The sequence below is a fragment of the Rhodopirellula sp. J20-39 genome, assembly GCF_057365095.1.
Map to the genome: position 1 here is coordinate 6,767,950 of NZ_CP195123.1, position 26,972 is coordinate 6,794,921.

Here is a 26,972-nt window from a genome sequence, read left to right on the forward strand (position 1 = left end):
CCACAAAAACACAAAACCGCTTCCGACTCTAACACGCGACAGCAAACAATTTGTTTGCCTCTCTCGACGAATCGCCTAAATCAAAAGGACGATTTCAATGACACCTTGCAACACGGTGAAACGTTAGAGCGCGAACCCGAATGCGGGTGGTGAGTCATCAACGACACGGTTAGGCAATCAAACAGATCAAATCTACGCGTAACCAATACTTCCGTATCGCTTCGATCAATTTCCACCCAGAGGTAGCTTTCCGGAAACCATTCCCGGCACAACAGCCAACACGCCCAATACTTGATCAAACTCGGCCTGGGACTCCGCCGCACCGAGTCGCGTTAAAGCTTGTCCGATGAACCCATCAACCATACCGATCATTTGATGAGTTTCCGGTGAGATCGGCTCACTGCTGAGTTTCTTCAACTGTTGCACCAACTCCTCTTTCACCGAACGTCCCGAAGAGTTAGTTCCCTCGACAGCCTCATTCGACTTCACCGGAACCCAATAACCACCAACCCGCACCATCGGGGTGACTTTGTCAGGTGAATCGGGGTCCGTGAGAGTCCCTTCCAATTCGGATTTCTGTTCCACATCAAAACGATAGTACAGCGATATCGCAGGAATCGAATCGGGCAGGTCGGTCATGAACCGATCGGCATGCTTCAGGATTGCCCGACCGTGTTGGTCGGTGAACTGCAGTAAAGAAAGATTGCCAATCTGTGCACGATCTCGCACTGCGTCATTGATTGCCGCGACCAGAGAAACGAAATCGTCATAGTGCGTGGTGAAGTGCCGCTTGCCGTCGGGCTTCATCGATTTCCCAATCGCAGATCCGAGCACAAATTGCTTTTTGCTCTTAAGCACCGAAAGCAGACCATCGAGCAACCGATCCAAGCTGTCCAACGCCGATTGATGGTGATCGATCAACTGGGCCAATTCATCCTGAACCTCCTGGTCCTGAGCCAGATGCTGTAGTTCCGGGGGCAGCAATTGCCATAAGACATTGACGTTCCCCGCCTCCATCTGTTCGCTCACAAACTTCATTGCGGTCTTCAGATCCGAATCGAGCGGATAGCCAGTAACGATCAAATCTCCATCGTTCGTCGCAACCGCGTTTGATTCTTCACGTGGATTGTCGATTGGACTGACAGGTGACATCGGTTCGGCAACCGACTTCCCCCTCGAAGCATCCGCTTCTTTCATCTGATCGTATAACTTTTTAGCGACGCCCTTTGACTCCGCTGACAATCTCGCAATCGGCACGCGAATCGTAAGCCCGTCTGCTTTCAGCAAGACCACGCTCCCGCCATCGACGCCTTGAAACTCGGCTTCGACTGAAAAGTTACCGGTCGCATCCGTCCAAGTTTCTGCGTGAACCAGCGAGTTAATCAGCAAAACGACACAGCAAAAGGAGCCCCACATTCTCAGTGAGGGCACCTCGGATAGAAGACATCGCAAACGCATTCTGGAAGCTCGCTCAGTGAAGATTAATGCACCTTTTCTTGCGCCGTCGTTGCAAAGAAGCATGCACTCGACTCGACGAGCCAACCAAACAAACTGGTTGACCTACATGACGTTAGAAAATGGGGAAGCATCCGATTGTATTCTCCCCCGCCGACGAAAACGACAGACCGCCCCAGCCAACCATCGCGTTTTCCATCACCAGACGCTTGGGCAAACAATTAACTTGCGATGGGATTTCGGTCGCCCAGTTACTGAAGCGACCGCGCACTCCGCAAGCAGATCAGACCGTCACTCCAGCGTTTGAACAAATCCAATCGCTCCGACTCGGTTTCAAAGACGCGTACGTCGCTTTGATTGTGACGTTGGTCTTCGCGAACCAGTCCGAACAACTTTCGATATTCGGCATCGGGGATCGGTTCGTCATCCGACACGCCGGGGTCAACACGAGCGGTCACCTCAAACCGGAATACTTGTAGCCAACCGGGACGCTGCACCGCGATTAAACGGACGCCATGGAATTTCGCCGAACCGCCAAAGTAGCCGTTTCGCGACAAGTGCTGACGAATCGAACTCTCCATTTGATGGTCGCCGCACCAGTCGTCCCATTTTTTTAATAGCGTTTGCAACCAGTTCATTTGCAGCCAATCAAATAGCAGCGTCCCGCCGACGGGCCACTGATGATGGATTATTCAAAATGGGTTTCTTCGACCTGGGGCAGATCCTCAAGTGACTCCAGCCCGAGCAAAACCAGCAGTCGCTCCGCCGGGTAAAACCTTGAAACCAATTTGGGCTTCTTATTCTTAGCTTTACCATCTTCTGCCGAAGCCGGCGGTTCACCGTCTACCGGTTCACGTTTCATCTCGATCAACCGGCGACGCACCATCTGGTTCAACAATGCCCCACTATCTCGGCTTCGCAAGTCTGTGCATTGTTGAGACGTGATTCCGGGTTGGTAGGCAACCAACGACAACACCTCAATCGCACTCTGATTCAACCGAGTCTCACGAACCTTCCCCGTGAATACATGTCTCATGGATTCTACCTCGGGGGCTACCACCATACGGTATCCGGCGTCGTCTTGAGCGATTCGGATCCCTTGTCGTTGTTCACGATAGGAAGCATTGAGTTCTTCGATGATCGCCTCAACCTCGTCGGGCGTCATGTTCCGCATGATTGATGCTAAACGCGTTGGCGAAATCGAATCACCCGACGGCTGGCCGACGAACAAGGCTGCTTCAATGATGGCCAGCGGCGTCGCAGCCGTCTCCGGTTCTTCCTCAGCTGGCGTCTCGTCCCATTCCTGATCATCCTCACCATCTAAGTCCTGTTCCTCGGCCGCCTTCGCCGCATTTTCAGCGTCCGCTTTCGCTTGGGCGGCAATTAACTGTTCCCGCTGCAGCACTTCGCCAGTTTCAATCGCCGGCGTGTCTTCCCCCGAGTCGGCCTGGGCAACGATGTGCCGATACGCCGCGCCGAGCTCCTCCAGCGAAAACGCATCCTCATCATCCTCGAAATCCCCATCCGCTGGTTCGACATCTTCTGGCTCGCCTTCTACTAGCGAGTCTTCTACTGGCACCTCACCCGCAAGATCATTGCTAGCAAGCTCGCTGGCTACGTCTTCCGACTCGTCGGCCACATCTTCCGATTCGTTGTCCGGCGTTTCGCCGGGTGTTTCGCCAGACTCTTCGTCATCAACGTGACTGCCCGATTCGGAGACGACGCGGTCCGACTCAGCAGCTCCCAAATCGCCGTCCTCCAGTTCCGGATCGAAATGTTCCTCGGATTCCTTATCTTCCTTATCCATCTTATGACCTCTCCTTTTTGTCAACCGCTTTCGCATCAGCCGCTTTGGACTTCGGCATCGCAAATCCAACCTGACTGTGCGACTGGTTCAAATCGGCCCGCAATTGCTTCATGCCACGATGCAGCAGCCCAGCAATCGCTCCGGTCGTCTTCCCAAGAGCCTCGGCAACCTCGGCCAATTTCAGCCCTTCTAAATAGTGCAGTTCGATCGCGTGCCGCTGATCGTCTGGCAACCGCTCTACCGCTCTGACCAAGCCGGACAGATTCTCACCAACGACTGCAACCTGGCTGGGCGTAGCCTGATCAGCCGTCAACAGACCTTCCAACCGCATCGACGATTTGGCCAGCTTCTGCTCCATCGACTGCTCGCGACGCACATCCCGCTTGTCCCGGTGCATGTCTCGGTCGAGATGACAGATCTGGCGAACCAAAATTTGGCGTAACCAGGCCCGTAATTCCGCCTCGGTGCCCCCCCGGAACTGGTCCAATGCCCCAACGGCCTGCAACATCGCTTGCTGAACAATGTCCGAAGCCCCTAGTTTTGCCTGGTAAGCAGCTCGCATATGCGTCCGGGCCAACATCCGCAAATACGGCTCGTAGCAAGCGATCACGTCGGGGTCCGAAGTGTCGACCGGAGGCGAAGACGCTTGGGAATTTTCGGAACGGGAACCAGTGGATTCTGACATGAGTGGGGCGATTGCGGACAAAAAGACGGTTTGATCAGCCAAAACGAGACGAAACGGCGCGACACCACAACTGAACTACGCTCGATCAGCCCATCCCGCTACAGTAACGAATAAAGGAAGCACGAGAGGCAATTCAATGGCACGCGAAGCAATTTACCAACAATCCGATCCTGAGCGAAAAACCGGCGAGCAATCCAGCTCCGCCGCCGGTGGCGACGGCACACCACCAAACGATAGGGCCAACGGCGTCGCCGGAGGCCAAGCACCCAAGCCACGCTCCGATGCCGACGGCAAACTGCGTCCACGCCGCATGGACGAGATGGTCGGCCAGCGCGACGTCATCGAACGACTTAAAATCGCCATTGATGCCGCGACTTCCCGCAGCGAACCGCTCGGCCATATTCTGTTTGACGGTCCTCCCGGGCTTGGCAAAACCACTTTCGCCACCGTCATTCCCAACGAGATGAACACCTCCGTCCAAATGGCCAACGGAGCTGGATTGCGAGCCCCCAAGGACTTGCTCCCTTACCTAACCAATGTCTCCGAAGGCTCGGTGCTGTTCATCGACGAGATCCACCGAGTCCCTAAGGCGGTCGAGGAATACCTCTATACCGCCATGGAAGACTTCCGCATCGACGTCGTCTTGGGGGACGGAGTCAACGCGAGAACCTTGAATCTGGAACTCAAACCGTTCACCTTGATCGGCGCGACCACTCGAGCCGGCATGCTGAGCGCACCACTGCGTGACCGATTTCAAATCCGTGAACACCTCGGCTGGTATACGCGGGCCGAGTTGGCCGAGATCGTTCATCGCAACGCAAAAAAGCTGTCCATCGAAGTCGACGATGGCACCGCGAACATGATCGCCGACCGCAGTCGCAGCACCCCGCGATTGGCCAACAATCGACTACTTTGGGTCCGCGACTACGCTCAAAGCAAAGCCGACGGCAACTTCGACCGAGAGATCACACGAGCCGCGCTGGACATGATCGGCATCGACGAATTGGGACTCGACAAACAAGACCGCAACTACCTCGACACGCTAATGCGAGTTTTCCTTGGGGGTCCCGCTGGCCTCGATGCGATCGCGCACACGATGAACGTCAGCAGCGACACGCTGGAAGATGAAGTGGAACCGTTTTTGCTACGAAGCGAACTGCTGGTCCGTACGCGACGTGGGCGTCTAGCAACACCCAAGTCTTACGAACACATGAAACGCCCGATGCCCGATGTTTAATCGGCCAACACTTTTACAGAACCGTGCCTCAGCCGCCGAGTAACGATTCGCTACGAGCTGGCCAATTCTTGATGGCTAAGCTTCTCGCCGGTTGGAGCGTGAAACCAGCCACTTGTCTTTAGACAGAACTTCACCAACGCCAGCATTAGCGGCACCTCAATCAAAACGCCTACGACGGTTGCCAACGCTGCGCCGGAAGACAATCCATATAGCATTGTCGCTGTCGCGATCGCGACTTCAAAGTGATTCGACGCACCGATCATCGCGGTGGGTGCAGCACTCTCGTAGCTGAAACCGAATGCCTTCGACAGCGCGTAGCCCAGTGCAAAAATTAAGATCGTTTGAATCGTCAACGGAATAGCGATCCAAAGAATCGTCAGTGGGTTGGCAACGATGGTTTCACCCTTGAACGAGAACAGCAAAACCAAGGTGGCCAACAACGCCGTTGTCGTCACCGGCGAAAGATATCGCAAAAACCGATCCTGAAACCACGCTTTTCCCTTAGTCGCAATCAGGCATCTTCGCGTCACATATCCTGTGACCAACGGCAACGCCACATAGATTGCGATCGACAACAACAAAGCTTTCCATGGCACCGGAAGCTGCCCCACCCCCAGCAAAAATCCTCCTAGCAATCCGTACAAGACCAACATCATCAATGAGTTGATCGCAACCATAACCAATGTGTGGCCATCATTCCCTTTGGCAAGATATCCCCATACCAAGACCATCGCCGTACACGGTGCAATTCCCAACAAAATGCATCCCGCCAGGTAGCTTCGCCACAGCGGCACTTCCAGCATCGTTACGCCGTCGACCAGCACGGCTTTACCCGATCCATACACGGCTCCCACTTCGAGATCGGCTCCCAACGGAGCTTTGACGTAATCAATCGCATCGGGACCAATCAAACCAAGAAAAACGGTTCCCAAAAAGAAGTTCGCAATCGCGTACATCGTGAACGGCTTCACGGCCCAGTTAATGAAGATGGTCAGCGAGACCGGGCCCATTGCCTTGCCAGCACGAACCACTTCACCAAAGTCAATCTTGACCATGATTGGGAACATCATGAAGAACAAACATATCGCGATCGGAATCGAAACCACGGGTGCGTCGCCGGAATAGATTGCCATCGCATCGAGAGATTGAGCCAATCCTGGAGCAATCTTGCCCAACGCAATCCCGCCAACAATGCAAAGCCCAACCCATACCGTTAGGTAGCGTTCGAAAAAGCCCATCCCACTTGCCGATGAAGGCGAGTCTTGTCCGGGGCATGTGGATGTAACGTCCATTTCGATTTTTCTCACAGCGGGTTGGATTAGAAACGTTTGTATCGAATCACTTTGCAATGCTTGGCGTTGCGAGGTGATGTCATTTGCTTAAGCGTGTCGCAACTTCACCAACGAATCACCGCTCGATCCGTTGTGATTCATAACTGCCGTTGCATTGATCGCCCCAACACGCCTATCGGCGATTAACGATTGAAGCTACAGTTTTTTTCAGCTCTGTCAATCGCCATCACAAGATAGAGCTCCCTAGAAACCGCTTGATATAGGAATAGGCCTCTAGATCGCGATCTTGCGAAAAGTGACTGACGCAGAAAATTTTTGCATCTCCGGTGCACGCTACCAGCCTCAAGTCGGTTGCTTATTTCGCTTAGATTCTGGCCTGTTAGACGCTTCGACCGGCAAACCGCTTGGCACAGCAATCGACTGCAGGTGAAAATTGGGGTGGACTCACTACATGCGAACAGGCGAATATACAAAATATTCGCCTTGGCGGATATAGACCACAGACACGCATCCCACTGTTCCTCCCCTTCATTCTATTGGAAGGGGTCATCGTTTCACTAACGCGAAGAATTTCGAATGAAACACATCAGCACACAAACCCTGGTAATCGTGACGTTGGCCTTCGCCGCGATCTGCTTCACACCGTCCTCTACCATCCGAGCTACAGAACCAACATCGCCCCAAGTCGCGAACACCACCGCCGTCGCCGCGATGCAGAAAGCGGCTACTCAGGGGAAGTATCTGTTCGTCTATTTCTGGAAACAGAACGACGAGCAAACTCAATCGATGCAGCGTGTTTTCAGCCAGGCAACCGATCGCATGGGGGACCTCGCCCATGCTGTCAGCGTGCAAATCACCGACTCCAACAACGCGGAAATCGTCGAGCAACTCGGAGTCAGTCGTGCTCCTATGCCCTTAGCACTGGCAATCGCCCCTAACGGTGCTGTGACTCGTGGTTTGCCGATTAAGTTCAACGAACAACAATTGCGGGAGTCGATTGTCAGCTCGGCAACTGCAACTTGCTTGAAAGCGATGCAAGATCGCAAGCTGGTTCTGCTCTGCGTGAAACGTCAAGCCAATACCAACGATTTTGCCGGTGCTCGCGAATTGACACAAGACGATCGCTTTGCCACTTCGACTCAGATCGTAAACGTCGATCCGAGTGACACGACTGAACAAGGTTTCCTGCAATCCCTCAATGCCGACCTCACCTCTGCCAAGGGAACAATGATTGTCCTGAGCCCTCCCGGACAACCGGTTGCGACGTTTCCCGAAGGCGCGACCAAAGACGAAATCGTTGAGCGTCTAACGGCCGCAAGCTCATCCTGTTGTCCGGGTGGTCAATGCGGCCCAAATGGCCAGTGTGAACCCGGCCAACAATGCTGCCCCGACGGAAAGTGTGCGCCTTCGACGAAATAGGTTCTCCGTAAAAGGAAACCGACCAGTCCTGGAACGCGACCATGCCATGATTGACGGGCAAACTTATTCGCCGGGTAAAGCGGCTTGTTAACGGTCGCCCCAATGAGCGGGCAAGTTTCAGCCCCCATGCAAACTGCATTTCTCAAGAATGCCGCCCGTTCACACACAATTCAAAACCAATCAATCTACCGGATGGAGACTACTGAATGAACCTAAAAAAATTGGTCTGGCGAGAACTCTTCGAGCGAAAGAGTCAGATGATCACGATCTTCGTAGGGATCCTTTTGGGGATAACGACCGTCATCGCGATCAAGAACATCACTTACTATTCGGAAATGGCCGTCGCGAGAGAGATGGATAGTCTAGGAGCCAACGTCTTGGTTTTACCCAAGTCGGTCACCCTACAAGACTACTACTCGGCCGACATTCACAACGAAACGATTCCCGAGGAGTACGCGTTACGGCTAACGATGTCAAACCTAGCGGGTGTCGACAACCTTTCACCCAAGCTATGCGTGCCAGTGGAATTGGAAGGCCGTTCGTTCACACTGACCGGAATCCTACCCAAAAGTGAATTCCAGGCCAAAGCGGCGTGGGGCGGAGCAGGCATCTTTTCTCGTCCGATCGGTTGTGGAGCCATCGAACTTAGCGACCCTACAGAATTAGAAGACACCAAGACATTGGTTCGCAAACGCGTGATCGATGACTTAGAAACCGACCAAGCTCTCGTTGGTGCCGACACCGCATTGGTTTTGGGTGTCAAAGAGGGTCAATCGCTGGAACTGATGGGCCGGCAATTTTCAGTTGTTGCGGTACTTCCAGAAACGGGAACCGTTGACGATTCACGCATTTTTGCCCACCTGCATACCGTGCAACAGATGTCGAACCAAGACGCTGTGGTCAGTTGCATCGAGATCGTTGGCTGCTGTAAAGAAATTTCAGCGGGACTGGTCGGCAAGGTGAACGACCTACTTCCCGATGCGAAAGTCGTCACTGTAGCGCAAGTCGTTGCCACACAAACGAAAGTCAACGGCATGATGGAAAAGCTATCATTGATTTTCGTAGCAATCATCGTGGTGATTGGCGGTGCAGGCATTGCCAACTTCATGTTCGCCAATGTCTATGAACGCCGTCGTGAAATCGGCACGTTAATGTCTCTCGGCGCAGAATCCAATCTGATCCTTCGGATCTTTCTGCTCAAAGCATTGTTGCTGGGCGTTGCCGGTGGTGTGGGCGGATTCGCAATCGGAACCACATTAGCGGTCACCTTGGGACCTCGTCTGGCAAGCGTGCCGGTATTGCCCATGCCCATACTAGCGTTATGGGCAATTGGAATCTCCGTTGGCACGACACTACTGGCGAGTTACTTCCCCGCTCGCAATGCCGCTCGCTTGGATCCCGTCACATCATTCAAGGAAGTTTGAACTATGTTATCAATGCAAAACGTCACGAAGACTTATGAAATGCACCGCCAAAAGGTGGTGGCGTTGAACGATGCGACCTTGGAAATTCCGGAAGGCGATTTCGTTTCACTGATTGGCCCCAGCGGCAGCGGCAAAAGCACGCTACTGGTGATGTTGGGTGGCATGCTGTCGCCCACGTCCGGCCGCGTGCTATTGAACGACCAATCGATGTACGACTTAAACGCCGATGGTCGTGCTCGAATGCGTAAAAAAAACATCGGCTTTGTGTTTCAAACGTTCAACCTCATCCCGTACCTGTCGGCTCAAGAGAACGTACAGATTCCTTTGTATTTGTCCGGCACCCACGAAGCCGATCAACGCGACCGGGCCGCCAACCTGTTAGAACGTGTCGGCTTGGGAGACCGCTTGGATCATAAACCAACTGAACTAAGCGTCGGTCAACAACAACGAGTTGCCTTGGCCCGCATGCTTGCCAACGACCCGGCGGTGATTTTGGCTGATGAACCAACCGGAAATCTTGATCCCGAGACTAGCGATCAAGTGATCGGCTATTTCGAGGAATTCAATCGGGAAGGGCGTACGATCGTGATGGTGACGCACAATCCAGTTGCGGCTGAACGAGCGAAACGCGTTTTGAAGCTCCGCAATGGGAAAATTGTCGATGACCGCGCCGCGCTGCACTCGTTCGACGCCGCCTAGGTTTGTCGCAAGCCGTGATTGATAACGAATCTTCCGGCGACCGGTTCTGTTGCTCAAGTCGCGTAGCCCGGATTACACTGTCAAAACGAAGCACAGCGTAGCGAATCAGGGATACGTGACGGGCAGTCATTATTGGACAGGTACAGGACTGGATAGGCATAGGACGATGAGAACCACTAAGAAATCACGTCCCCAAAACGCCAAGCCAGCCGTTGCTCTGGCCGAGATTGGCGAAGACATCAACACTATCTTTCGAGCATTCGCCGACAACACGAGGCTACGGATCTTGCACTTGTTAGTCGAATACGAAACCTGTGTTGGCGACATTGTCGAAACGCTGCAACTGCCGCAGCCTACTGTGTCGCGGCATCTAGCGTACCTTCGGAAAGCGAATTTGGTTGATGTCCGTAAAGACGGTCTATGGTCTTACTATTCGCTCGCGGAAGCGCAATCCTGTTTCCAACAACGACTCTACGACTGCCTAACGGACTGCTTCACCGAAGTCCCTGAATTGCAGGAAGACGCTCGTCGAGCGAAGCAACTTCGGGAAACCGGTGGTTGTTGCGAATGAATCGAACCATCATGGCGATCACCGACTTGGAATCATCAGGCAACTGATCAAGATCATTTGTTGATTGGGAATAGTTACCTATTGAAGTCCAAGAGGCATCTGCCATCCCCAAATTTGACATCAACCTGTGACTACATCAAATCTTCGATACTTTCAATGATTCGATCGATAATCGCTTCATCGGTTTTCGGGTTGAAGAAGACCGCTTTCCACGCCGGAATTTTAATATCACGCGGCGCGTAGCCAATGCTCGTGGTGAACGAGAGGCGAGCGTCCTTGCGTGGTGACATCGTTTTGCTGCGTTTGTCGAACTGACGCTGGATCTCGTTGGTATAGTGCGAGAACTCTTCGGCGCTCATGGTCCCGTTCTGCACCGCGTCAAATATCTGCTTGGCGTCGCGGCCTTTAGGCAAAACCCACCAGACAACATGCGGTCCATCGGTTTGCAAATTAAGAACCTTGCAATACGGAAGTGCCTCCAACCGAGTCTTTAACTGGTTGGCCAAATCGATCGAGCGGGCGGCAAGCAATCGCCAACCATTCAAACCGATCCCGTTGAGCGACGCCATGACGGAAAATGGCCCCAACGCGGGACGCGAGCATTCCAATGTGAATAACGCTGGATCTCGACGTTCATCTGCGTCAGAAAAGTAGGGAGTATCCGCGACTGTTCGCGCCAAGTACTTCAAGTCCTTACGTCGATTGACCAACAACGCGCTACCGGGATAGTGCCCCCAGCCCATCTTGTGAAAATCCATCGAGATACTATCAGCTTCACGCAAACCGCGGCAACGGTCCTGGATGCGTCCGATGGCCTCAAGCATCACGCTCGAAAAATCAAGTGAATTGCTCGTCGAATCGTAATCCGCCAAAAAACTCATCACCCACCCGACCGCAGCATCCACATGCAATTGCGGCGTGACGACTCCGTGACGTTTGGAAAACTCATCCAGGATGCGTCGAATTGCAGAAACGTCATCAACACCAAAGGCATCCGTCGTGCCGAAAGTCGCTGTGACAAACGCGACGCTATAACCGTCCGCATGTAGTTTCTCAAGCTGTTCTTCTAGCAAGTCGATACGCATCGACATCGCTTCGTCCGTCGGGATCGAAAACAGATTGTCAGTACCGATTCCTAGCCAGCCGGCGATGCTTTGGTTGCTGTAATGAGACGCGGTCGACACGACGCCAGCGATCTTTTTGTCTTGCAAACCAGTCCGCATCGTGCCAGGCGCCACTCGTTCGATTCCGATCTTTGCTCCATACAAATTCGAAGTCGTACCCCCCATCGTGAACACACCTGACGGATCGTCGGTGTGATAAAACAACAAGTTCGCTAAGGACGTGATCGCCTTAATCTCCAACTCATTGGATCGTTGGCTATAGGTGTCCGTGCAAAGATTCGGATTCTTCAATAGGCAGGCCAATGCCCCAACCAAACTGGCGTAGTTTGCTGGCCCTTTCACGTTTTCCAAATGGAGCGGTGATGACCAACCGTCCGTCCCCCAGAAATAGGGGAAAACGGCATCGCGAGCGTCTTTCAAATTGCCTGGGATCGCATGAATCTCAGGGTTTGCCTGGGCCGTTTCGTAATTCTGCTCCATGCCTGACGAGGGCGGCAGTGTTTCTTGGGCCTGCATGGCGGTGAGAAATTCACTGAAAATTCGATTGATTGCTTCGGGGTCACAATTGAAGAACGAATTAACGACTTGGTCGTAGAGTTCTTTGTTCATGTTTGATCTTGCTGTAGTCGCCGATTCCGGATGTTTCTCTGATTGCACTAACATACCTTTGGACATGTGATTGTTTTCTCCGAATTCACTCAGAGGGCGAACAAGTCACATACCACGCCGCTAACGCGGGCCAACGTCTTGATGTTAATAGCATGTCGCGGCGGAATCTTTCGCAACCTCGTTACCACACCGAAGGCCAACGAGGTTCATTGCCTAACTAGAGGCATTCTTCCTATTGCGACATTGTGCCAAAACTCGACGATTGTGGTGGAGCGACAGAGACGATGCCAGACGGGTGCTATACCAGACAATCATTGGAGCCGATTCTCGAGTCAGGCGACACTGACACCGACGACTATCTAGCTCGACATATTCATCCCGACCAGCAAACGGGCACACGGGCAGGGGACTGACTAGTCCCATCTGCAGGAGATTCGTGGCAAGGCATTCCAGTTCGCCAATTCACCGCACTGCGTAACGGCGGGTCAGCAACGCGCCACTCTGGACTTGTACGATCTTTGCGGACCAATCGCGATCCGCATCAAGCTACGATGTCATGCATCACGTTGCCATGAACATCGGTCAGACGGAAATCACGGCCAGCGTAGCGATACGTTAACTGTTCGTGATCCAAACCAAGCAGATGCAAAATGGTAGCGTGCCAGTCATGGATGTGGCACTTATCTTCAACCGCTTCGTAACCGTATTCATCGGTTGCACCATAGCTGAATCCGCCCTTAACGCCACCACCTGCCATCCATGTGGTGTAACCCTTGTTGTTGTGGTTGCGACCATCGCCGCCTTGTGCAGACGGCGTGCGTCCAAACTCGCCACCCCAAATCACCAAGGTATCTTTTAGCAAATCACGCTGTTTCAAGTCCGCCAGCAATCCAGCGATCGGTTGGTCACAAGCTTCGGCACGCAATTGATGATCCGTCGACAGGTTCACGTGTTGGTCCCAATTGCCGTGCGTGACCTCTACGAATCGGACTCCCGCTTCGATGAATCGTCGCGCCAACAAGCATTGCTTACCAAAGTTCTGGGTCGGTCCTGAGTCCGCCCCATACATCGCCAGCGTTGCCGCACTTTCCTGCGAGGTATCCATCAACTCGGGCATCGCGTCCTGCATCCGAAACGCTAATTCATAGGACTCGATGATCCCCTCCACGTCAGGCTGATGTTGGTCGCGGATCAGTTTGGCCTGGTTCAGCGATTGGATGAAATCCAACTGTTTCCGTTGCTGCGGGTCGGACCAACGCGGGTTCTTGATATCAGGAACCGACTCGCCGCTGCCACCGTTTACAAACCGTGCCCCACGACCACCACGGCCGACTTTCGAACCGCCGTAGATCGCCGGCAAGAACGAACTTCCGTAGTTTCGTGAACTGCCCGCCGGTGGACTCAATGAAACAAAGCCCGGCAAGCTGTCGTTCTCGGTTCCCAAGCCATACAAAGTCCAAGCACCCAACGATGGACGAATGAACTGAGCTGTCCCGGTGTGCATTTGCGTCATCGCGCCGGGGTGAACGGGTTGATCACACTGCATCGATCGAATCAAAGTCATGTCATCAGCATGCTTAGCGACCTCGGGAAACAAATCTGAAATCCAAAGTCCACTGTCGCCGCGCTGACGAAACTCCCAAGGCGATTTCAATAGCGTGCCGCCGTACCGACCAGGTTTGCCATGATCGCGGGTCAGCAGCGGCTTATAGTCAAAGGTATCAACGTGCGACGGACCGCCCTGCATACACAGAAAGATCACCCTCTTAGCACGGGCGGCGAAATGAGGCGGTTTGGACATCAATGGGTTCGTCGCCGCATTCTCAGCAGCGTGAACGCCCTTGAAGGCGAGGTAGCCGAAGCCGGCCGATACACTTTGCAAAATATGTCGTCGAGTTAGCATGGTATCAATCCACAAATCGGAATTCGGCGGAAGCAAAAAGACTCTGACAAAACGCTGAGAACGTTTTGTTGCTAGCGGATGACTCCTGACGGCCGCCCACTGTTTTCAAAAATCGATACGAAGCCTGCCGTTCGCTGGAAGTTGGACTGCGTCCGTAAGCTAGCTGAAAGGCAAAATCAACCTGGTCCGGCAAACGCTTCTGCTCGTTGAGCACCCGATCGGCAAACGCATCGCTTAGCCGAATGACAAACGGATTGTTCATCATGTACAACGCTTGGTTAGCGGTTTGCGACGATTCGCGAGTTCCTGAAACCGTGGATGCATCGGCGAAGTCAAACACATCTAAAGATCTAGGAATTTCATCTCGAACAATCGGCAGATAGACACTACGGAAATTGGCGTCTTCCATATCCAATTGGTTCTGTGACTTACGCAGCAAGTCTCGCAGCGACGCCGCGTCCGCCTGCTGATTACTATTGAATCGACCTCGTTGGAATTGCCCTCGTTGCATGGAACGACCCTGTTGATTTTGGCCGATCAGGCGACGTCGCATGTTCCCGCCACCCATCGCGGAACCAGCTTCTCGCATGGTCTCCATCGTTCGCTGAGCGATATCTCGTGGATTCCCCAAGGCACCATCACGAACACGGGTGTATCCCGCTTCCGCAACAACACTCGCCCGTGGTCGTTCAAGTTCCAATTCTCCACTGATCGCGAGCATCGCATCGCGAATCCCTTCAGCGTCCAACCGTCGTGGGTTCGCTCGCCACAGCAAAGCATTATCGGGATCATAGTCGTGGTAGTCCTCGTTGAAGGTCGACTTCATTCGGTAGCTTCGGGACGTTGCGATGTCGCGTATCAACGATTTCACCGACCATCCTGAATCAACAAACCGAACCGCTAAGTAGTCGAGCAATTCAGGGTGACTTGGTGGCTGGCCCGTAACACCAAAGTTTTCTGTCGACGTGACCAAACCTTGGCCGATCATGTATTGCCAAACGCGATTCACCATCACGCGAGCGGTTAGCGAGTTTTCATCACTGCCGATCCAGCGGGCCAATTCCAAGCGACCGCCACTGTTCGGCTCGATTGAAACCGGCGTGCTGCATAACACTTGCGGGAATCCACGCGAGACCGTTTGCGCTGGCTGATCAATTTCTCCACGAACCAGCAAACGTGCATTGCTTGGACTTCCGCGTTCCTGCACTCCCATGCAGTAACTGCGTGGACGCCCCTGATCGTCAACGACTGACAACTTCGCCGATAGTTCACTCAACTCAGCTTGCAACCGTAAACGCTGACGCAGTGCGTTACCAGCATCGTTTCCCGCAGTTGCGTTGCGGCGAATCGCACCAAACTCGCTCATTTTGTCTTCGATTTGCTGCTTCAGTTCTTTTAACTCGGCAGCGGTGTACTTCTTGTCAAACGGATTCGGATCCTCCACTGGCAATCGAATCAGGCTGCTCGTTCGCTTCGTTTGAGCTGTTGAAAAACTACCGTATTCCGATGGCGGGTTACCAAAGTAAGTTTCGGTGTTGGCAAACACACCCGCCAAGGCGTAGTAGTCCGTTTGCGGAATCGCATCGAACTTGTGGTCATGGCACCGAGCACATGCGACCGACATGCCCAAGAAGACGCGGGTGGTTACATCAATCTGTTCGTCGACAAGATCCGCGCTAAATTGAACACGGTTCTGTTCGTTAACGTTCTTAGGCCCCATCGCCAAAAATGTGGTTGCAACCAAATGCTCAGTCCACTCTTCATCTGTCCGGGCCGGTAACAAGTCGCCCGCGATTTGTTCCTGGACGAGCTCGTTGAACGGTTTATCTTCGTTAAACGAATCGATCACATAGTCGCGATACCGCCAAGCATGAGGATACGTCACGTTGACTTCCCGGCCGGTCGATTCGGCGAAACGAACCACGTCCAACCAATGCCGCCCCCAGCGTTCGCCATACTGTTCTTTTTCCAGCAGACGATCCACAACAAAGGCGATCGCGGCATCAGGATCCAGTTTCCACTTCGCCGAGAAGTAATCAATCTGTTCTGGGCTTGGTGGCAATCCGGTCAAATCAAAACAAAGCCGGCGCAACACCTTTAACGGTTCCGCATCCGATGCAGGTTGCAATGATGACTGTTCCAATCGAGCCAGCACAAATCGATCGATGTCAGTCCGTGGCCAAGCCGCATTTCCAACAGCGGGTGGTGCGGTTTTCACCGGTGGCTGATAGGCCCAAAACGATTCCTGAGCCGATTGGATATCTTCGTCGCTGATCGTGGCTTGAATCTCGACAACTTGATTGACCCGCGGATCCGGGGCTCCCATCTCGATCCACTGCCGAAAATCGTCGATGACGTTTTGAGGCAACTTTCGCTTCGGCGGCATCACGAAGTCTTCGTGAATGATCGCGTTATACAACCAGCTTTCTTCTAGATTGCCAGGCACAACTGCCGGCCCGCTGCTTCCACCAATCGCTGTAAGTTCTTTCGTGTCCAACCGCAATCCGCCCCGAACATTGCCGGATTGATTGCTGTGACATCCATAGCACTCGCGGATCAAAACGGGACGAATTTTAGTCTCGAAGAACTTCAATTCGTCTGGCGTCAGCGGCTCATCCGCCAACGCATTGACCGATAACAATAACGCTGCAAACGTGGTTAACAATCGATGGAAACGCATAGGGATCACCTTAAACTTCGTCGGGACGTTGCGGGACTTCGCCACCGGGCTGAGCATTATCAGTATCTCCCTTAGGTCGACGCGGCTTGAATTCGCGATCGCCACGCTGCGGGTTGCCTTGACCACGCTGCATTCGTCCTGGTTGTCGCTGCGCAGCACCGTCTCGAGCGTTCCCTGGCCCCATGCCACCTTCGCGACCTCCGCGTCGGTCTCGCATCGAAGTCAACATCGCTGTCAATTCGGTTTGATCCAGCTTCTTATCCCCGTCCTTATCAAAGGTCTGCATCATCCGTTCGGCGATCATGGCAGGGTCAATGTTGAACGCGGGGCCTTGTCCGGCAGCTCCCGGACGCCGATTCTCGCCATCCCGTCCACGCATGCCTTCACCACGAGGGCCGTCGCGGCGTATTCCTTCGCCTCGTATTCCATCTTCGCGGGCTGCATCTCTGGCTGCTCGACGTTCCTGCTGGGTCGCTGCATCTTGGGTGTCATCATCCGCATGAACGGTTGCCCCAATGCTCGGGACCACCAAAGCCACACTGGCTAGAAATAGAAAGATTCGCTTCATGATTCAGCACCACAGCAAGGAGAGGAGAAGACGTCTAGACAGACTGACGGAAACCAAGTCATCCAACACCGGTAACTGATCGGCAGTATCGCTAGTATGAGAAATATATTGAAACGAAACGCAGAAACTTCGTTCAAATCAATCGAAGGTGGCAACGTGATCGCTCCACAGCCTCAAACCCTTCGGGAACGCACATTTTGAGCACGCCAGTCACGCTCGATTGCGGACAGTGGACGAATGACAACTCCGCCGTGATCTGAATTCTGCCAATTTCCCATACTGCTTAGGAAGGCGGTGATCACGACGTGGCTGGATCGAGCCTACGGAAGCAAGCGAGCCTGAGCCTTGATTTCAGTCATGGCCTTTCGATGGGCTCGGGCTCTCGCAGGCCGCTCAAGATGCTCAAAGAGCACGGCAAGCTGTTCGTGAGCAACCAGGAGACCAGGGTCGATCCGAAGTGCTTTTTCGAGTGATGCCACCGCTGCTTCAACTTGCCCGGCATTGATTAGACAAATCGCCAATAGATAGTGATCGCCGGACACCCGGCGATTGTGCGTCAGCGTTTCGAATCCTTCCAACGCGCCGGCATTGCGTTGCTGACGAAATGCGATCTGTGCCAAGATGTGCGTGGCGTTGATCTTTGCATCACTAAACAATGCCTCGGACTGCTCCACTGCTGTCGCCAGTTGACTTGCTTGCTCGACCAAGCCGGCCTCGAGATAATCCTGAGCGAGTGTCACATCAACTGCTGGGTCCGACTTCCCACTGCGATGAAGTTTCAACAAAACCTTTTGAGCGAACGGCATGTCTTGGGAGACCTGCTGCAAATGGCGTTCGTTGAAATACAAGTTGTGTGTGGCTAACGCCAGCCGACGTTCCATCTCTTCATTCGAAACAGATCCGTCATTGACTAACGGATAAAGAAATGAGGAATTCGAAGCATCGCGTTTCTGCTTCGGTCGCTTGTTTCGTGTTGGAGGCGTCTGCTTTGCTATTTGATAGGATTCGTGGTGGACGCCAATCGTGTGATCATGCAAAGCCGCGTGGGTGACATTCGTAGGCCGAATCGGCATGTGGCATTTCGAACAATCATTCTGGTTAACAGCTAGTCGCTTTTGAATTTCAATCCCACACGCGTCGTCCTGATGACATGAGGCGCAGACGTCGCGATAAGCTTTGATCGTTGCCGCACCTTCAAAGTGTTGGTGCGGATTGTGACACGTGATGCACGTCAACGTGGTCGACTGTTGGTAACAAACACTGGCGTGTAATTGTTCGGTGTGCCCCACCAAACGGAGCGTATCGTCATCGTGCGGAATTTGAAAATCAGTGCGATTGGTCGAAAGCAATTCACCGGGTACGAAGTCCCACAAATCTTGGCCCGGCGCCGTCGCCAGAACCGCACCCTGAAGATGGCACTGCGAACAAACCGCCTCACTCCGCTCTCGGCTCAATCGCCCCGGATGCACAATCGGATCCGCATGCGATGCAGCCCCGTCGACGCTTGCATCGCTCTCCGCGCTCACCAATGACTGCAAGTCCAATGGCGAATGCGATGTGCGATTTTGGAATGCCACGTGCGCGGTCCCGGGTCCGTGACAACGTTCGCACCCAATCGTCAGCTCCGCAATGGCGAACTGATTCGGGTTCCCGTTGACTAGGTCGATACTTCCCACATGACAATAGACACAGCTTGTCGTGACTGCTCGGCTGAACGTTGGTTGCTTCGCTGGATCATAACCAGGCGAGAGTCCCCATGATTGAATCTTGGTATACCAAGTAATGGGAGATTCACAAACAAACTCACCATCGCGAAACAAACATGTAACAGCGTTGGCCCCTGAACCAAATTCATAATCCAGCTTGGCCTGCTGGATAGCAAATGGTGCCACATGCTTTCCCGGAATGGTTTCACGGTGCCAGATTCCCGTTGAATCACCTTGAATCTGATACCTCCGTCTGGATGCCCCATGTTCCCATCGATCATTTCGACTTAACTGCGTTTCGTTTGCCAAGCGGGCCGAACGGGCATGTGGTGAATCCAGATAGCTGGCATGCTGATCGGGATGGCATTCGATACAAGCCTTGGATCCAGTTGTGCCAATCGGCTTCCTTTGGATCGTCGCGTTTTCGGAATTAAGAGGATGTTGCCAAGCCTCTTCATCCCGATCATTGGAACTAACACGGATCAGGTTGTCATTCCATTGCCACAAAGCACCTTCCAATTCAGCCGAAGCCTTGTCCGTCGAAACCTTAGAGTGTTCGATCGATTGGTTATGGCGTCCGCAACCAATGCTCAAGCAGACGCAACACAAACACAAGCATAGGATCGGTGCCAGCCAAGCGTACCTAACGAGATATTTTGAAAAACCAAGCAATGGATTAATGCTGTGCAAAGAGGGGGCGCTGTCCTTGCACGACCCAAAGACGTTGGTTCAAAGGACAATCGGCGAACTCTTCAAGAGTACCATCAGGCCACTGAATCGAAACGGCCTGAACCTGCTTGGAATCCCCCAGCCCGAAGCACAGGACCCGTTCGTCGCTGCAGCTATAGCCATACCCCGCTTCAAGCCACTCCGTCTTGTGGCCCAGTTCGGTCTGCACCGTCACAACTGCGCCTACGGCATTTCGTTCGCACTCAACGCCGACCAATTCCAGTTGCAACCAGCTTCCGCTTCCTTTCGTTCCGTTTTCAAGCAACTCAGCCGGAGCATCGAGATGGGTCGCGAGCAGATCCACTCGCCCGTCGCGGTTCCAGTCTGTGCGGATTAGCCCACGTCCCAATGCTGGAGACGTGAAATAGTTTTCCGCCTGCGACTCGCTCGAAACGAGACCTCGCTCAAATCGCCCGTTCCGCTTCGAAAACAATTGCGGCTTCATTTTAAATGGAGCGTTTCGAAATCGCAGGTCTTCGATATGACCGTTTAGAACAGCCAAGTCCAGGTCGCCATCGTTCTCGAAATCAATTGCTGCCGTGCCAAAGCCCAAAACCGGTGTCGACTCTCGTTCTAGATTTTCCCGCACGACGGCGTCGGCGAAAGAACGATTGGCTTGTTGCAAATACAGATGCACGGGCTCGTTGTAAAAGTTAGTAACATGCAAATCGAGTGTGCCATTATTATCAAAATCTCCACTGGCGATTCCCATCGACGCACCGCTGCCGCCGCGGCTTGAATAAGCACAACCTCGCAACTTCGCCACGTCCACCATTCGATCTCCCACACGTTGCCAAAACTGATTGGGACGCATGTCGTTGGCAACAAAAATTTCATTCCCCTGCTCACCATCAAAATTGGCGACCACTACCCCCAGTCCTGGCTGGGCGTCCGCTTGCGAAGTGAGATTTTGTGCTTGCCAAGTTTGATCGGGCTGCTGATACAAGACGCGATCCACTGCCGGCCGATACGATTCCGGTCCGAGAAACGTTGAGTATCGCCCTTCGGAATTGAGCGGTGGTTCTTCAAAGACTTTCGGGTCATCCAAGTAATTGACCTCAACCACATCAGGCAATTGATCGCCATCCATATCCGCGATTGCAATGGATGACGTCCAACTTTCAGTTTCCCAAAGTCCTTCCGCGGATGCTTGCTGGAATGTGCCATCGCCTTGGTTAATCAATACGGTGTTGGAACCGAAGTTACAAACAATCAAATCTTCAAAACCATCTTGATTCAAATCTCCGGCCGCAACACCCAATCCGTAACCTCGGTCGTCGGCATTCCCAGAAAGTGTGACGTCAAAATAGCGTCCGGATTGCTGAGCGAACAACCGGTTCGATTGACTACCGTTTTCCTGAAGGGGCGTGCCTGCACTTTGTGCGAAATAGAAATCCACTTCGCCGTTTCGGTCATAATCCAGCGCTGCGACTCCACCGCCGAACTGTTCGTAGATTTGAAAGTTTTGTTCTTTGGGTGGTGCGGCGTTTTGATACTGGAAGACGAGTCCCGAAGATGCTGCCTTCCGGTTCCAACGAAGTGGAACCACTGAATCTTTCGACAAAAGATTCAATTGATCATTGGAGAGTTGACTGTTTGCGAAACTGGATGACTTCGAGTCGAAGTTGGACGACTGGAGTGATTCGAGAAGGCTTTCACGTTTCATCATGATTTCGAGATCACGGGCGAGCGGCCCCGACACAAAATTGTCCGATGGAAAGCCTGCGTTCGACCTGACGAGTTGACGGTGTTTTGTTTGGAATTGCGAAAGCGCTTCGTCAGCCATACCACGACGATACGCCGCCAACATCCGCCACGTGTTGGCTTCAAGGGGTCGGCCGAGTTGTTCGAGTGTTGTCGCAAGACGATCGAATGCATCAATCGGATCAGACTGGCCTTGGTTGGTTTGATTCTTAGAGATCTGATTCGCGGCAACGATGGTCCGTTTGATCAAGAAAACACGTTCGCGATAGACCCGTTCGGCGTCGACATTCCCCAACTGGTTCGCCAAATTTTCAAGCAGCCCAAACGCAATCCAATCCGTGGGGTCTCGCAACACGGCTTCCACGAAAAAAGCGGCTGAGGTTTCTGGTGGCAACCCCTCTCGAATAGCCAACACCCCCAACGTGTACCAATGGTCGGCGTGGAATTGTTGATCCAAATCCACCAAGTTCGCCCACAACTTCAGTGCATGATCATCGTTAAGGTCAACAGCCAGTCGTCCCAACAAAGCGATAGCGGTTGGGGCAGGGCGGTCTGCTTCTTCCTTGGCTCCCTGAGCATTGCCTACCTTCGCATCAGACATCGACGCACAGACTTGCATCAATAACGGCAAGGCACCAGCGCGATCCCCTCGGCTAATCCGATCGCGAGCCAACGCGACGGGACTCAGCCAATCCTGATCTTTTCCATTCGCTGCACCAACGTCACGCGTGATACTTTCCGTAACAACGGCATCCTGTCGCGAGAGCATCGCTGCCAATTCAGGCTCCGTGATATCGCCGAGACGACATAGCGTCTGCAAATGCTCAATCGCTTCCTCGCGTCGACCCAAACGATTCAGCAACGAGGCTAATTGACGGTGCACCAAAGCGAGCGATGGCGCAGCTTCGGCGAGCTGTGCATATCGCCCAATCGCGTCCTCGTATTGTCCGAGTTCCATTAGCGAATCGGCCGTTAGTCCCAGTGCCATCAATCCGAACTGCGGATCTTCCACTGGAATTTCCGCGAACGTAGTCACGGCAAGTTCATGATTATCACCGGCTTGTTCAACGCGTGCCAACCAGAGATAAGCCTCCCAGTTGGCTGAATCAGCGATCAGCAATTGGCGCAATTCATGGCGTGCTGCCTCGAAAGCCCCCGCCTCGATCAACGCCGGGATTCGAGCATAAAGGGGTTGCTTACGTCCAGCAGTGGATTCCGGTGTTCCAACTTGAACCGAAGACAATTTGCCTGGGGCGTTCCGCTTAACCTGAACGATGTTGGGAGCCTGCGTGTCAGAACAACCAACCATAACAAATACCACCAATACGCCAGTCATTCGAGCGATTGAAGCTTGTTTGGGAAGCTGGCCCACTTTCACCCAGAGGACTCGCCAAGCGGTAACTTGCCATGAAAAATTGGTAAAGGCGAACAGTGGAAACTCCGACATCTTGCGGGGCGACGCAGCCCGCGTCAGTCGTGCGGACCTATCCTGATACCGTGCGAACCAAAGCGATCTAGCACGTACTTTCGTTCAAAACGAATCACCGCTTATGACCTACGGGTTTCCCCAAGAGCCGGATGCAGTCCCGTCTGCAAAGCGATGCCTCACAAACGGGGGTGAACCGGCTCAAGATCAACGCAGTCAATGTGAACTGCGGCCGCATCGACGCTGAATCTGAAACAACTAATGTTCGTGAGGTCGCGGGATGACCTTCATCCGCAACTTCACGAAAGCAAACGCATTGAAAACGCGAACTCAGGTCTGGTTCATTTTCGCATATTCTTCTGGGTTCTCCGCTGCGGCGGCTGCACTCGTATCCTCAGGCTCTTGGTCCGAAGGGGTCACCACCACGGTTGGACCTGAACTACCACAGCCTACTAGGCAAACCGAGATCAAGCACAATCCCAACATCGACGCAATAAGTTGTTTCAACTTTCTCTCTCCAAAACGAATCAAGGAACCATAAACAAAGACATGCTCACCATGCCTTACGATGGCGGTGCAAACACACCGCGCTGCAAACGTAAAATCACTTAGTCGAAGCGGATGTCAAACGGCCACTAGAGGCTGGCTACGACAGGCCGCCAAGACATCCTGCGAAAGGGGATCAGGCTAAATTTCTTCGTTGATCACTTCACGGTTGGCCCGTGTTCCCAAAGCACCCCACAAGCCATACGGACTTGGATCACCAGCCGAGACGGCACCGGCACGCTGATCGCCCGCCTCAATCGAATCCGTGATGAATTTGATTGCACCATCACCCATCAACACGTGCACGCCGCCTTGGTGACGACTGCTCGAAGAGATCGAACCGCCATACTCAGACCAACGGTTACCGCAGTACTCGGAATTGGGCGGTGTGTTGGTTTGAAAACCGGTCAACGAAGGCCGCGACCATGCCCAATTCATTCCGCGATTTTCGCTACTATTGGCGTCATTCAGCGCTGCACCTGCAGCCGAACCGGATGGTGTCGGACAGTTCGATCCGTTGCACCAAAACTGGGGACGAACCGGATCGATGTGTCCGGCGTCCTCACACGCTTTGACATGCTGAACGGTGGCATCAAAATCGATCGTACGGTTGGGGCGAGTTCGAATGTCACTGTCGCCCAGGTCCGTGGCGATTTCCCCCATCATGATCGTATTGGAAAGACCATCGAGGATATCGCGAAATGCCGTATCGGTCCGATAGACAAACACGCCACGGTCATACCTTCGTTGATGCGTTTTACCACCTGAAGTAACGTCGTAAAAGCTCTCGCCCGGGTTGACCGTTCCACTCCAACGAATCGGGTTGGAATAATTCGCTTTCCAGCTATCGCCGATGCACATGGCGTAGTTTGTACGCCCTAAAGCAGGCAATCCAAAGCCTGGATCTGAGGGGCAGCGGAGTGCAGGAATGTCAGTTGCCCAAGGAATGTACTGCGATTGGTTGGGACGTGGCCCCATTGCAACCCATGGTTTGGTCGGAGTCCCCCAAGAAGCGGTTGTACTTCCATCGACGCGATTGGAATTCGGGTTGGCGATGGATTCCCACAAAGCCTGCTGTTCCAGAAAAGGCAACATACCAACAAATGCGCTAAGCGCTCCACCGTTGTGATGATCACTAAGTGAGTAACCGTTTGAAGCGGCATCGTCCCAAGTGCCCGTACTGTGTCGGGGTAACTGCTTGTAAGCCGAGTGATAGTTGTGAACGGCAAGTCCAATTTGCTTGAAATTGTTGCTACAACTCATCCGTCTGGCTGCCTCTCGAGCCGCTTGAACCGCCGGCAACAGGAGCCCGACAAGGACTCCAATAATGGCTATCACCACTAGGAGTTCGACCAGCGTGAACGCCAATTTCTTCGACTTACGCATCGTTAAAGCTCACTCTTAAATTCGGTAAAGATTGCAGGCGGCGGTTCTGTACACTTGTTCCAAGCAACCAGCGCCCAGCCCAGAAGGGAAGAACCCGCACCATGACAACGTCACAAGGGGACTGCAAGTTACTCAAAATTCACCCCTTTTTTCTAAAAGAGTTCATCCGAGGTCATTTCGAACGGAGATCTCGCCCTCAAACTCCGCAAAAACACTTCGCGGTGCATTGAACGATTGCCGCCCCCTGCACGAACGCCCTGCGGTGGCTGGTCGTCCCACTTGGACATCTCTGAACAACACCGCCAACAGCGCCCCCCAAACGAGTGAGGCATCTATCGATGAACGTTGTGCCGCCGCCCTGGCGGTCGAACCGGCCCTTCGCTGCTTTCCTTCAATATTCGCCTAAACTGCTGGACTTCACCCCGCAAGAAATTGTTGACAAGGACATACGGATGACGTGACCCTACGCCATATGCCCAATGCGGTGATGACGTTTCAGCTGTTACAACAAGAACCGTATGCTGGACGATTTGATTCAATCGATCCACGCGTCGATATTCCGATTGAAGAGGCAACCCAATTCGATTGCCGCCGGTCCGCTCAGCGTGACCCACGCGAAACCAAAGGTCACGACTGCCAGGCGACCTCCGAAGCCAACAACGATTGCGGAAACGGCGAACCATGTTGCTGAAAACCTGACGCCGACGACAGATCCAATCATCCCCCACCGCGATGGCGCCCCACCGCCTACTCCGCGTCATCACCTCGAACATGGAATTCAACGTGCAACTCACTCTACTGCGACAAAAGGCTGAACTGGCCAATGCAGCGAAACAGCGAGAGGTCCTCGAAGCTACAACGTCAACCGAGGACACAGCTCAGCCGTCGCTTCCATTCTTCGATCAACAGCTCACTACCAGCGGTCTTGCACCACTCAAAGCGACAGGCATCGAGGTACTGCAAGTCAACGTCGGCAAAGTGTGCAACCAAACCTGCACGCACTGTCATGTCGACGCGGGGCCGGAACGCCGAGAAAATATGACTCGCGAAACCGCCGAGGCCATCATCGATGTACTTGCTCGCACCGAGATCCCGACCTTGGACATTACCGGCGGCGCACCGGAAATGAACCCGAATTTCCGTTGGCTTGTTGAACAAGCTTCCAGCCTTGGTCGACGTGTGATCGACCGCTGCAACTTGACCATCCTGATGGCGAACGGTTTTCGCGACTTGCCCGAGTTCCTCGCCGAACATGAAGTCCAAATCGTGGCATCCTTGCCATGCTATCTCGAAGAAAACTGTGACAGCCAGCGTGGGGACGGGGTCTTCCGACAATCCATCGATGCCCTTCGCCGGCTCAACTCGCTTGGCTACGGAATTCCAGGTTCTGGCCGCACGTTATCGTTGGTCTACAACCCAATTGGTCCAGCGCTGCCGCCTGAACAAGCCAAGCTCGAAGCGACCTACCGGGATGAATTGAAAGCACGTTACGGTGTCGAGTTTTCGGAACTGCATACGATCACTAATCTGCCGATCAGCCGATTCCTTGACGAATTGTTGCAGACCAAGAAATTCGACGAATACATGCAAACGCTGATCGAACATTTCAACCCGCTGACCGTTGACGGCGTGATGTGCCGCACGATGCTGTCGGTCGATTGGCAGGGTCGCTTGTTCGATTGCGATTTCAACCAGATGCTAGACATGCCGCTGTCCAAGGAAGGGCCGACTCACATTCAAGACTTCGACGAGCAACGCTTAAACAACAGGCTGATCCGAACCGGCCGTCATTGCTTTGGATGCACCGCTGGTTGCGGATCCAGTTGCCAAGGGGCAGTCCTGACTTCGTCGGTGTGACGGCTTTAATTTCGAAGCATGGGCTGGTTCACCTCACGCAGGCCAAGGCTTGGCACGGCTGATTACCGAGTCGGCCAATCACAACCAATCAGGGGGCACAGTTTCGAATTTGGCAAAAAACACTCTCGTTTTGCACAAAGTGAAG

20 protein-coding genes are annotated in these 26,972 nt (G+C 53.4%); 7 read left to right on the plus strand and 13 right to left on the minus strand.

The window, feature by feature from the left end; genetic code table 11:
• Positions 1-225: 225 nt before the first annotated feature.
• From ACR3ZL_RS24660 to ACR3ZL_RS24675, 4 genes are all read right to left on the minus strand, one after another.
• Positions 226-1,458 carry an SHD1 domain-containing protein gene (locus tag ACR3ZL_RS24660; RefSeq protein WP_486173042.1) on the minus strand — a complete coding sequence of 411 codons (1,233 nt, stop codon included), beginning with the start codon at positions 1,456-1,458 and terminating at the stop codon, positions 226-228.
• A 248-nt stretch (positions 1,459-1,706) separates the two neighbouring features.
• A complete protein-coding gene (locus ACR3ZL_RS24665) occupies positions 1,707-2,093 on the minus strand; it encodes a hypothetical protein (RefSeq protein ID WP_486173043.1) in 387 nt (128 codons plus the stop codon).
• Between the two features lie 50 nt (positions 2,094-2,143).
• Positions 2,144-3,262 (minus strand): SMC-Scp complex subunit ScpB, encoded by a 1,119-nt coding sequence (locus ACR3ZL_RS24670; RefSeq protein ID WP_486173044.1) that lies wholly within the window; start codon positions 3,260-3,262, stop codon positions 2,144-2,146.
• A 1-nt stretch (position 3,263) separates the two neighbouring features.
• Positions 3,264-3,947, minus strand: coding sequence for a sigma-70 family RNA polymerase sigma factor (locus ACR3ZL_RS24675; protein WP_473650434.1), 684 nt, complete (start codon positions 3,945-3,947; stop codon positions 3,264-3,266).
• Between the two features lie 136 nt (positions 3,948-4,083).
• Here ACR3ZL_RS24675 and ruvB point away from each other — a divergent pair, with 136 nt between their 5' ends.
• Complete coding sequence (gene ruvB / locus ACR3ZL_RS24680; protein WP_473650433.1) at positions 4,084-5,184, plus strand: Holliday junction branch migration DNA helicase RuvB; 1,101 nt, start codon at positions 4,084-4,086, stop codon at positions 5,182-5,184.
• Between the two features lie 50 nt (positions 5,185-5,234).
• Here ruvB and arsB read toward each other — a convergent pair whose 3' ends face one another.
• Entirely contained in the window at positions 5,235-6,422 is a 1,188-nt protein-coding gene (gene arsB / locus ACR3ZL_RS24685) for an ACR3 family arsenite efflux transporter (protein WP_473653461.1), read from the minus strand.
• 630 nt (positions 6,423-7,052) lie between these two features.
• On the opposite strand from arsB, the gene ACR3ZL_RS24690 reads away from it, so the two are divergent.
• The 4 genes from ACR3ZL_RS24690 (at position 7,053) to ACR3ZL_RS24705 (ending at position 10,589) form a co-directional block, all read left to right on the plus strand.
• Positions 7,053-7,895 (plus strand): hypothetical protein, encoded by an 843-nt coding sequence (locus ACR3ZL_RS24690; protein WP_473650432.1) that lies wholly within the window; start codon positions 7,053-7,055, stop codon positions 7,893-7,895.
• Positions 7,896-8,101: 206 nt separating this feature from the next.
• Positions 8,102-9,319 carry an ABC transporter permease gene (locus ACR3ZL_RS24695; RefSeq protein WP_486173045.1) on the plus strand — a complete coding sequence of 406 codons (1,218 nt, stop codon included), beginning with the start codon at positions 8,102-8,104 and terminating at the stop codon, positions 9,317-9,319.
• 3 nt (positions 9,320-9,322) lie between these two features.
• Complete coding sequence (locus ACR3ZL_RS24700; protein ID WP_473650429.1) at positions 9,323-10,018, plus strand: ABC transporter ATP-binding protein; 696 nt, start codon at positions 9,323-9,325, stop codon at positions 10,016-10,018.
• Positions 10,019-10,184: 166 nt separating this feature from the next.
• Entirely contained in the window at positions 10,185-10,589 is a 405-nt protein-coding gene (locus ACR3ZL_RS24705) for an ArsR/SmtB family transcription factor (RefSeq protein ID WP_473650428.1), read from the plus strand.
• A 131-nt stretch (positions 10,590-10,720) separates the two neighbouring features.
• On the opposite strand, the gene ACR3ZL_RS24710 is transcribed toward ACR3ZL_RS24705, so the two are convergent.
• The 8 genes from ACR3ZL_RS24710 to ACR3ZL_RS24745 form a co-directional block, all read right to left on the minus strand.
• A complete protein-coding gene (locus ACR3ZL_RS24710) occupies positions 10,721-12,322 on the minus strand; it encodes a pyridoxal phosphate-dependent decarboxylase family protein (protein WP_473650427.1) in 1,602 nt (533 codons plus the stop codon).
• A gap of 541 nt (positions 12,323-12,863) precedes the next feature.
• Positions 12,864-14,225, minus strand: a complete 1,362-nt coding sequence (locus tag ACR3ZL_RS24715) for a DUF1501 domain-containing protein (RefSeq protein WP_473650426.1) — start codon at positions 14,223-14,225, stop codon at positions 12,864-12,866.
• A 4-nt stretch (positions 14,226-14,229) separates the two neighbouring features.
• Positions 14,230-16,905, minus strand: coding sequence for a PSD1 and planctomycete cytochrome C domain-containing protein (locus ACR3ZL_RS24720; protein WP_473650425.1), 2,676 nt, complete (start codon positions 16,903-16,905; stop codon positions 14,230-14,232).
• A 10-nt stretch (positions 16,906-16,915) separates the two neighbouring features.
• Positions 16,916-17,473: an EF-hand domain-containing protein gene (locus tag ACR3ZL_RS24725; protein ID WP_473650424.1), complete on the minus strand. Its 558-nt coding sequence runs from the start codon at positions 17,471-17,473 to the stop codon at positions 16,916-16,918.
• A gap of 320 nt (positions 17,474-17,793) precedes the next feature.
• On the minus strand, positions 17,794-19,773 hold the full coding sequence (locus ACR3ZL_RS24730) for a cytochrome c3 family protein (protein WP_473650423.1): 1,980 nt from the start codon (positions 19,771-19,773) through the stop codon (positions 17,794-17,796).
• 82 nt (positions 19,774-19,855) lie between these two features.
• Positions 19,856-23,059, minus strand: coding sequence for a CRTAC1 family protein (locus ACR3ZL_RS24735; RefSeq protein ID WP_486173046.1), 3,204 nt, complete (start codon positions 23,057-23,059; stop codon positions 19,856-19,858).
• Positions 23,060-23,368: 309 nt separating this feature from the next.
• Entirely contained in the window at positions 23,369-23,545 is a 177-nt protein-coding gene (locus tag ACR3ZL_RS24740; RefSeq protein WP_473650421.1) for a hypothetical protein, read from the minus strand.
• A gap of 180 nt (positions 23,546-23,725) precedes the next feature.
• Positions 23,726-24,970, minus strand: coding sequence for a DUF1559 family PulG-like putative transporter (locus tag ACR3ZL_RS24745; RefSeq protein WP_473650420.1), 1,245 nt, complete (start codon positions 24,968-24,970; stop codon positions 23,726-23,728).
• Positions 24,971-25,427: 457 nt separating this feature from the next.
• Between ACR3ZL_RS24745 and ACR3ZL_RS24750 the strand changes: the two genes are divergently transcribed.
• The gene (locus tag ACR3ZL_RS24750) at positions 25,428-25,661 is read left to right on the plus strand and encodes a hypothetical protein (protein ID WP_473650419.1); all 234 of its coding nucleotides are present in this window, start codon (positions 25,428-25,430) and stop codon (positions 25,659-25,661) included.
• 41 nt (positions 25,662-25,702) lie between these two features.
• Positions 25,703-26,827, plus strand: coding sequence for an arsenosugar biosynthesis radical SAM (seleno)protein ArsS (arsS, locus tag ACR3ZL_RS24755; protein WP_486173047.1), 1,125 nt, complete (start codon positions 25,703-25,705; stop codon positions 26,825-26,827).
• Positions 26,828-26,972: the final 145 nt, after the last annotated feature.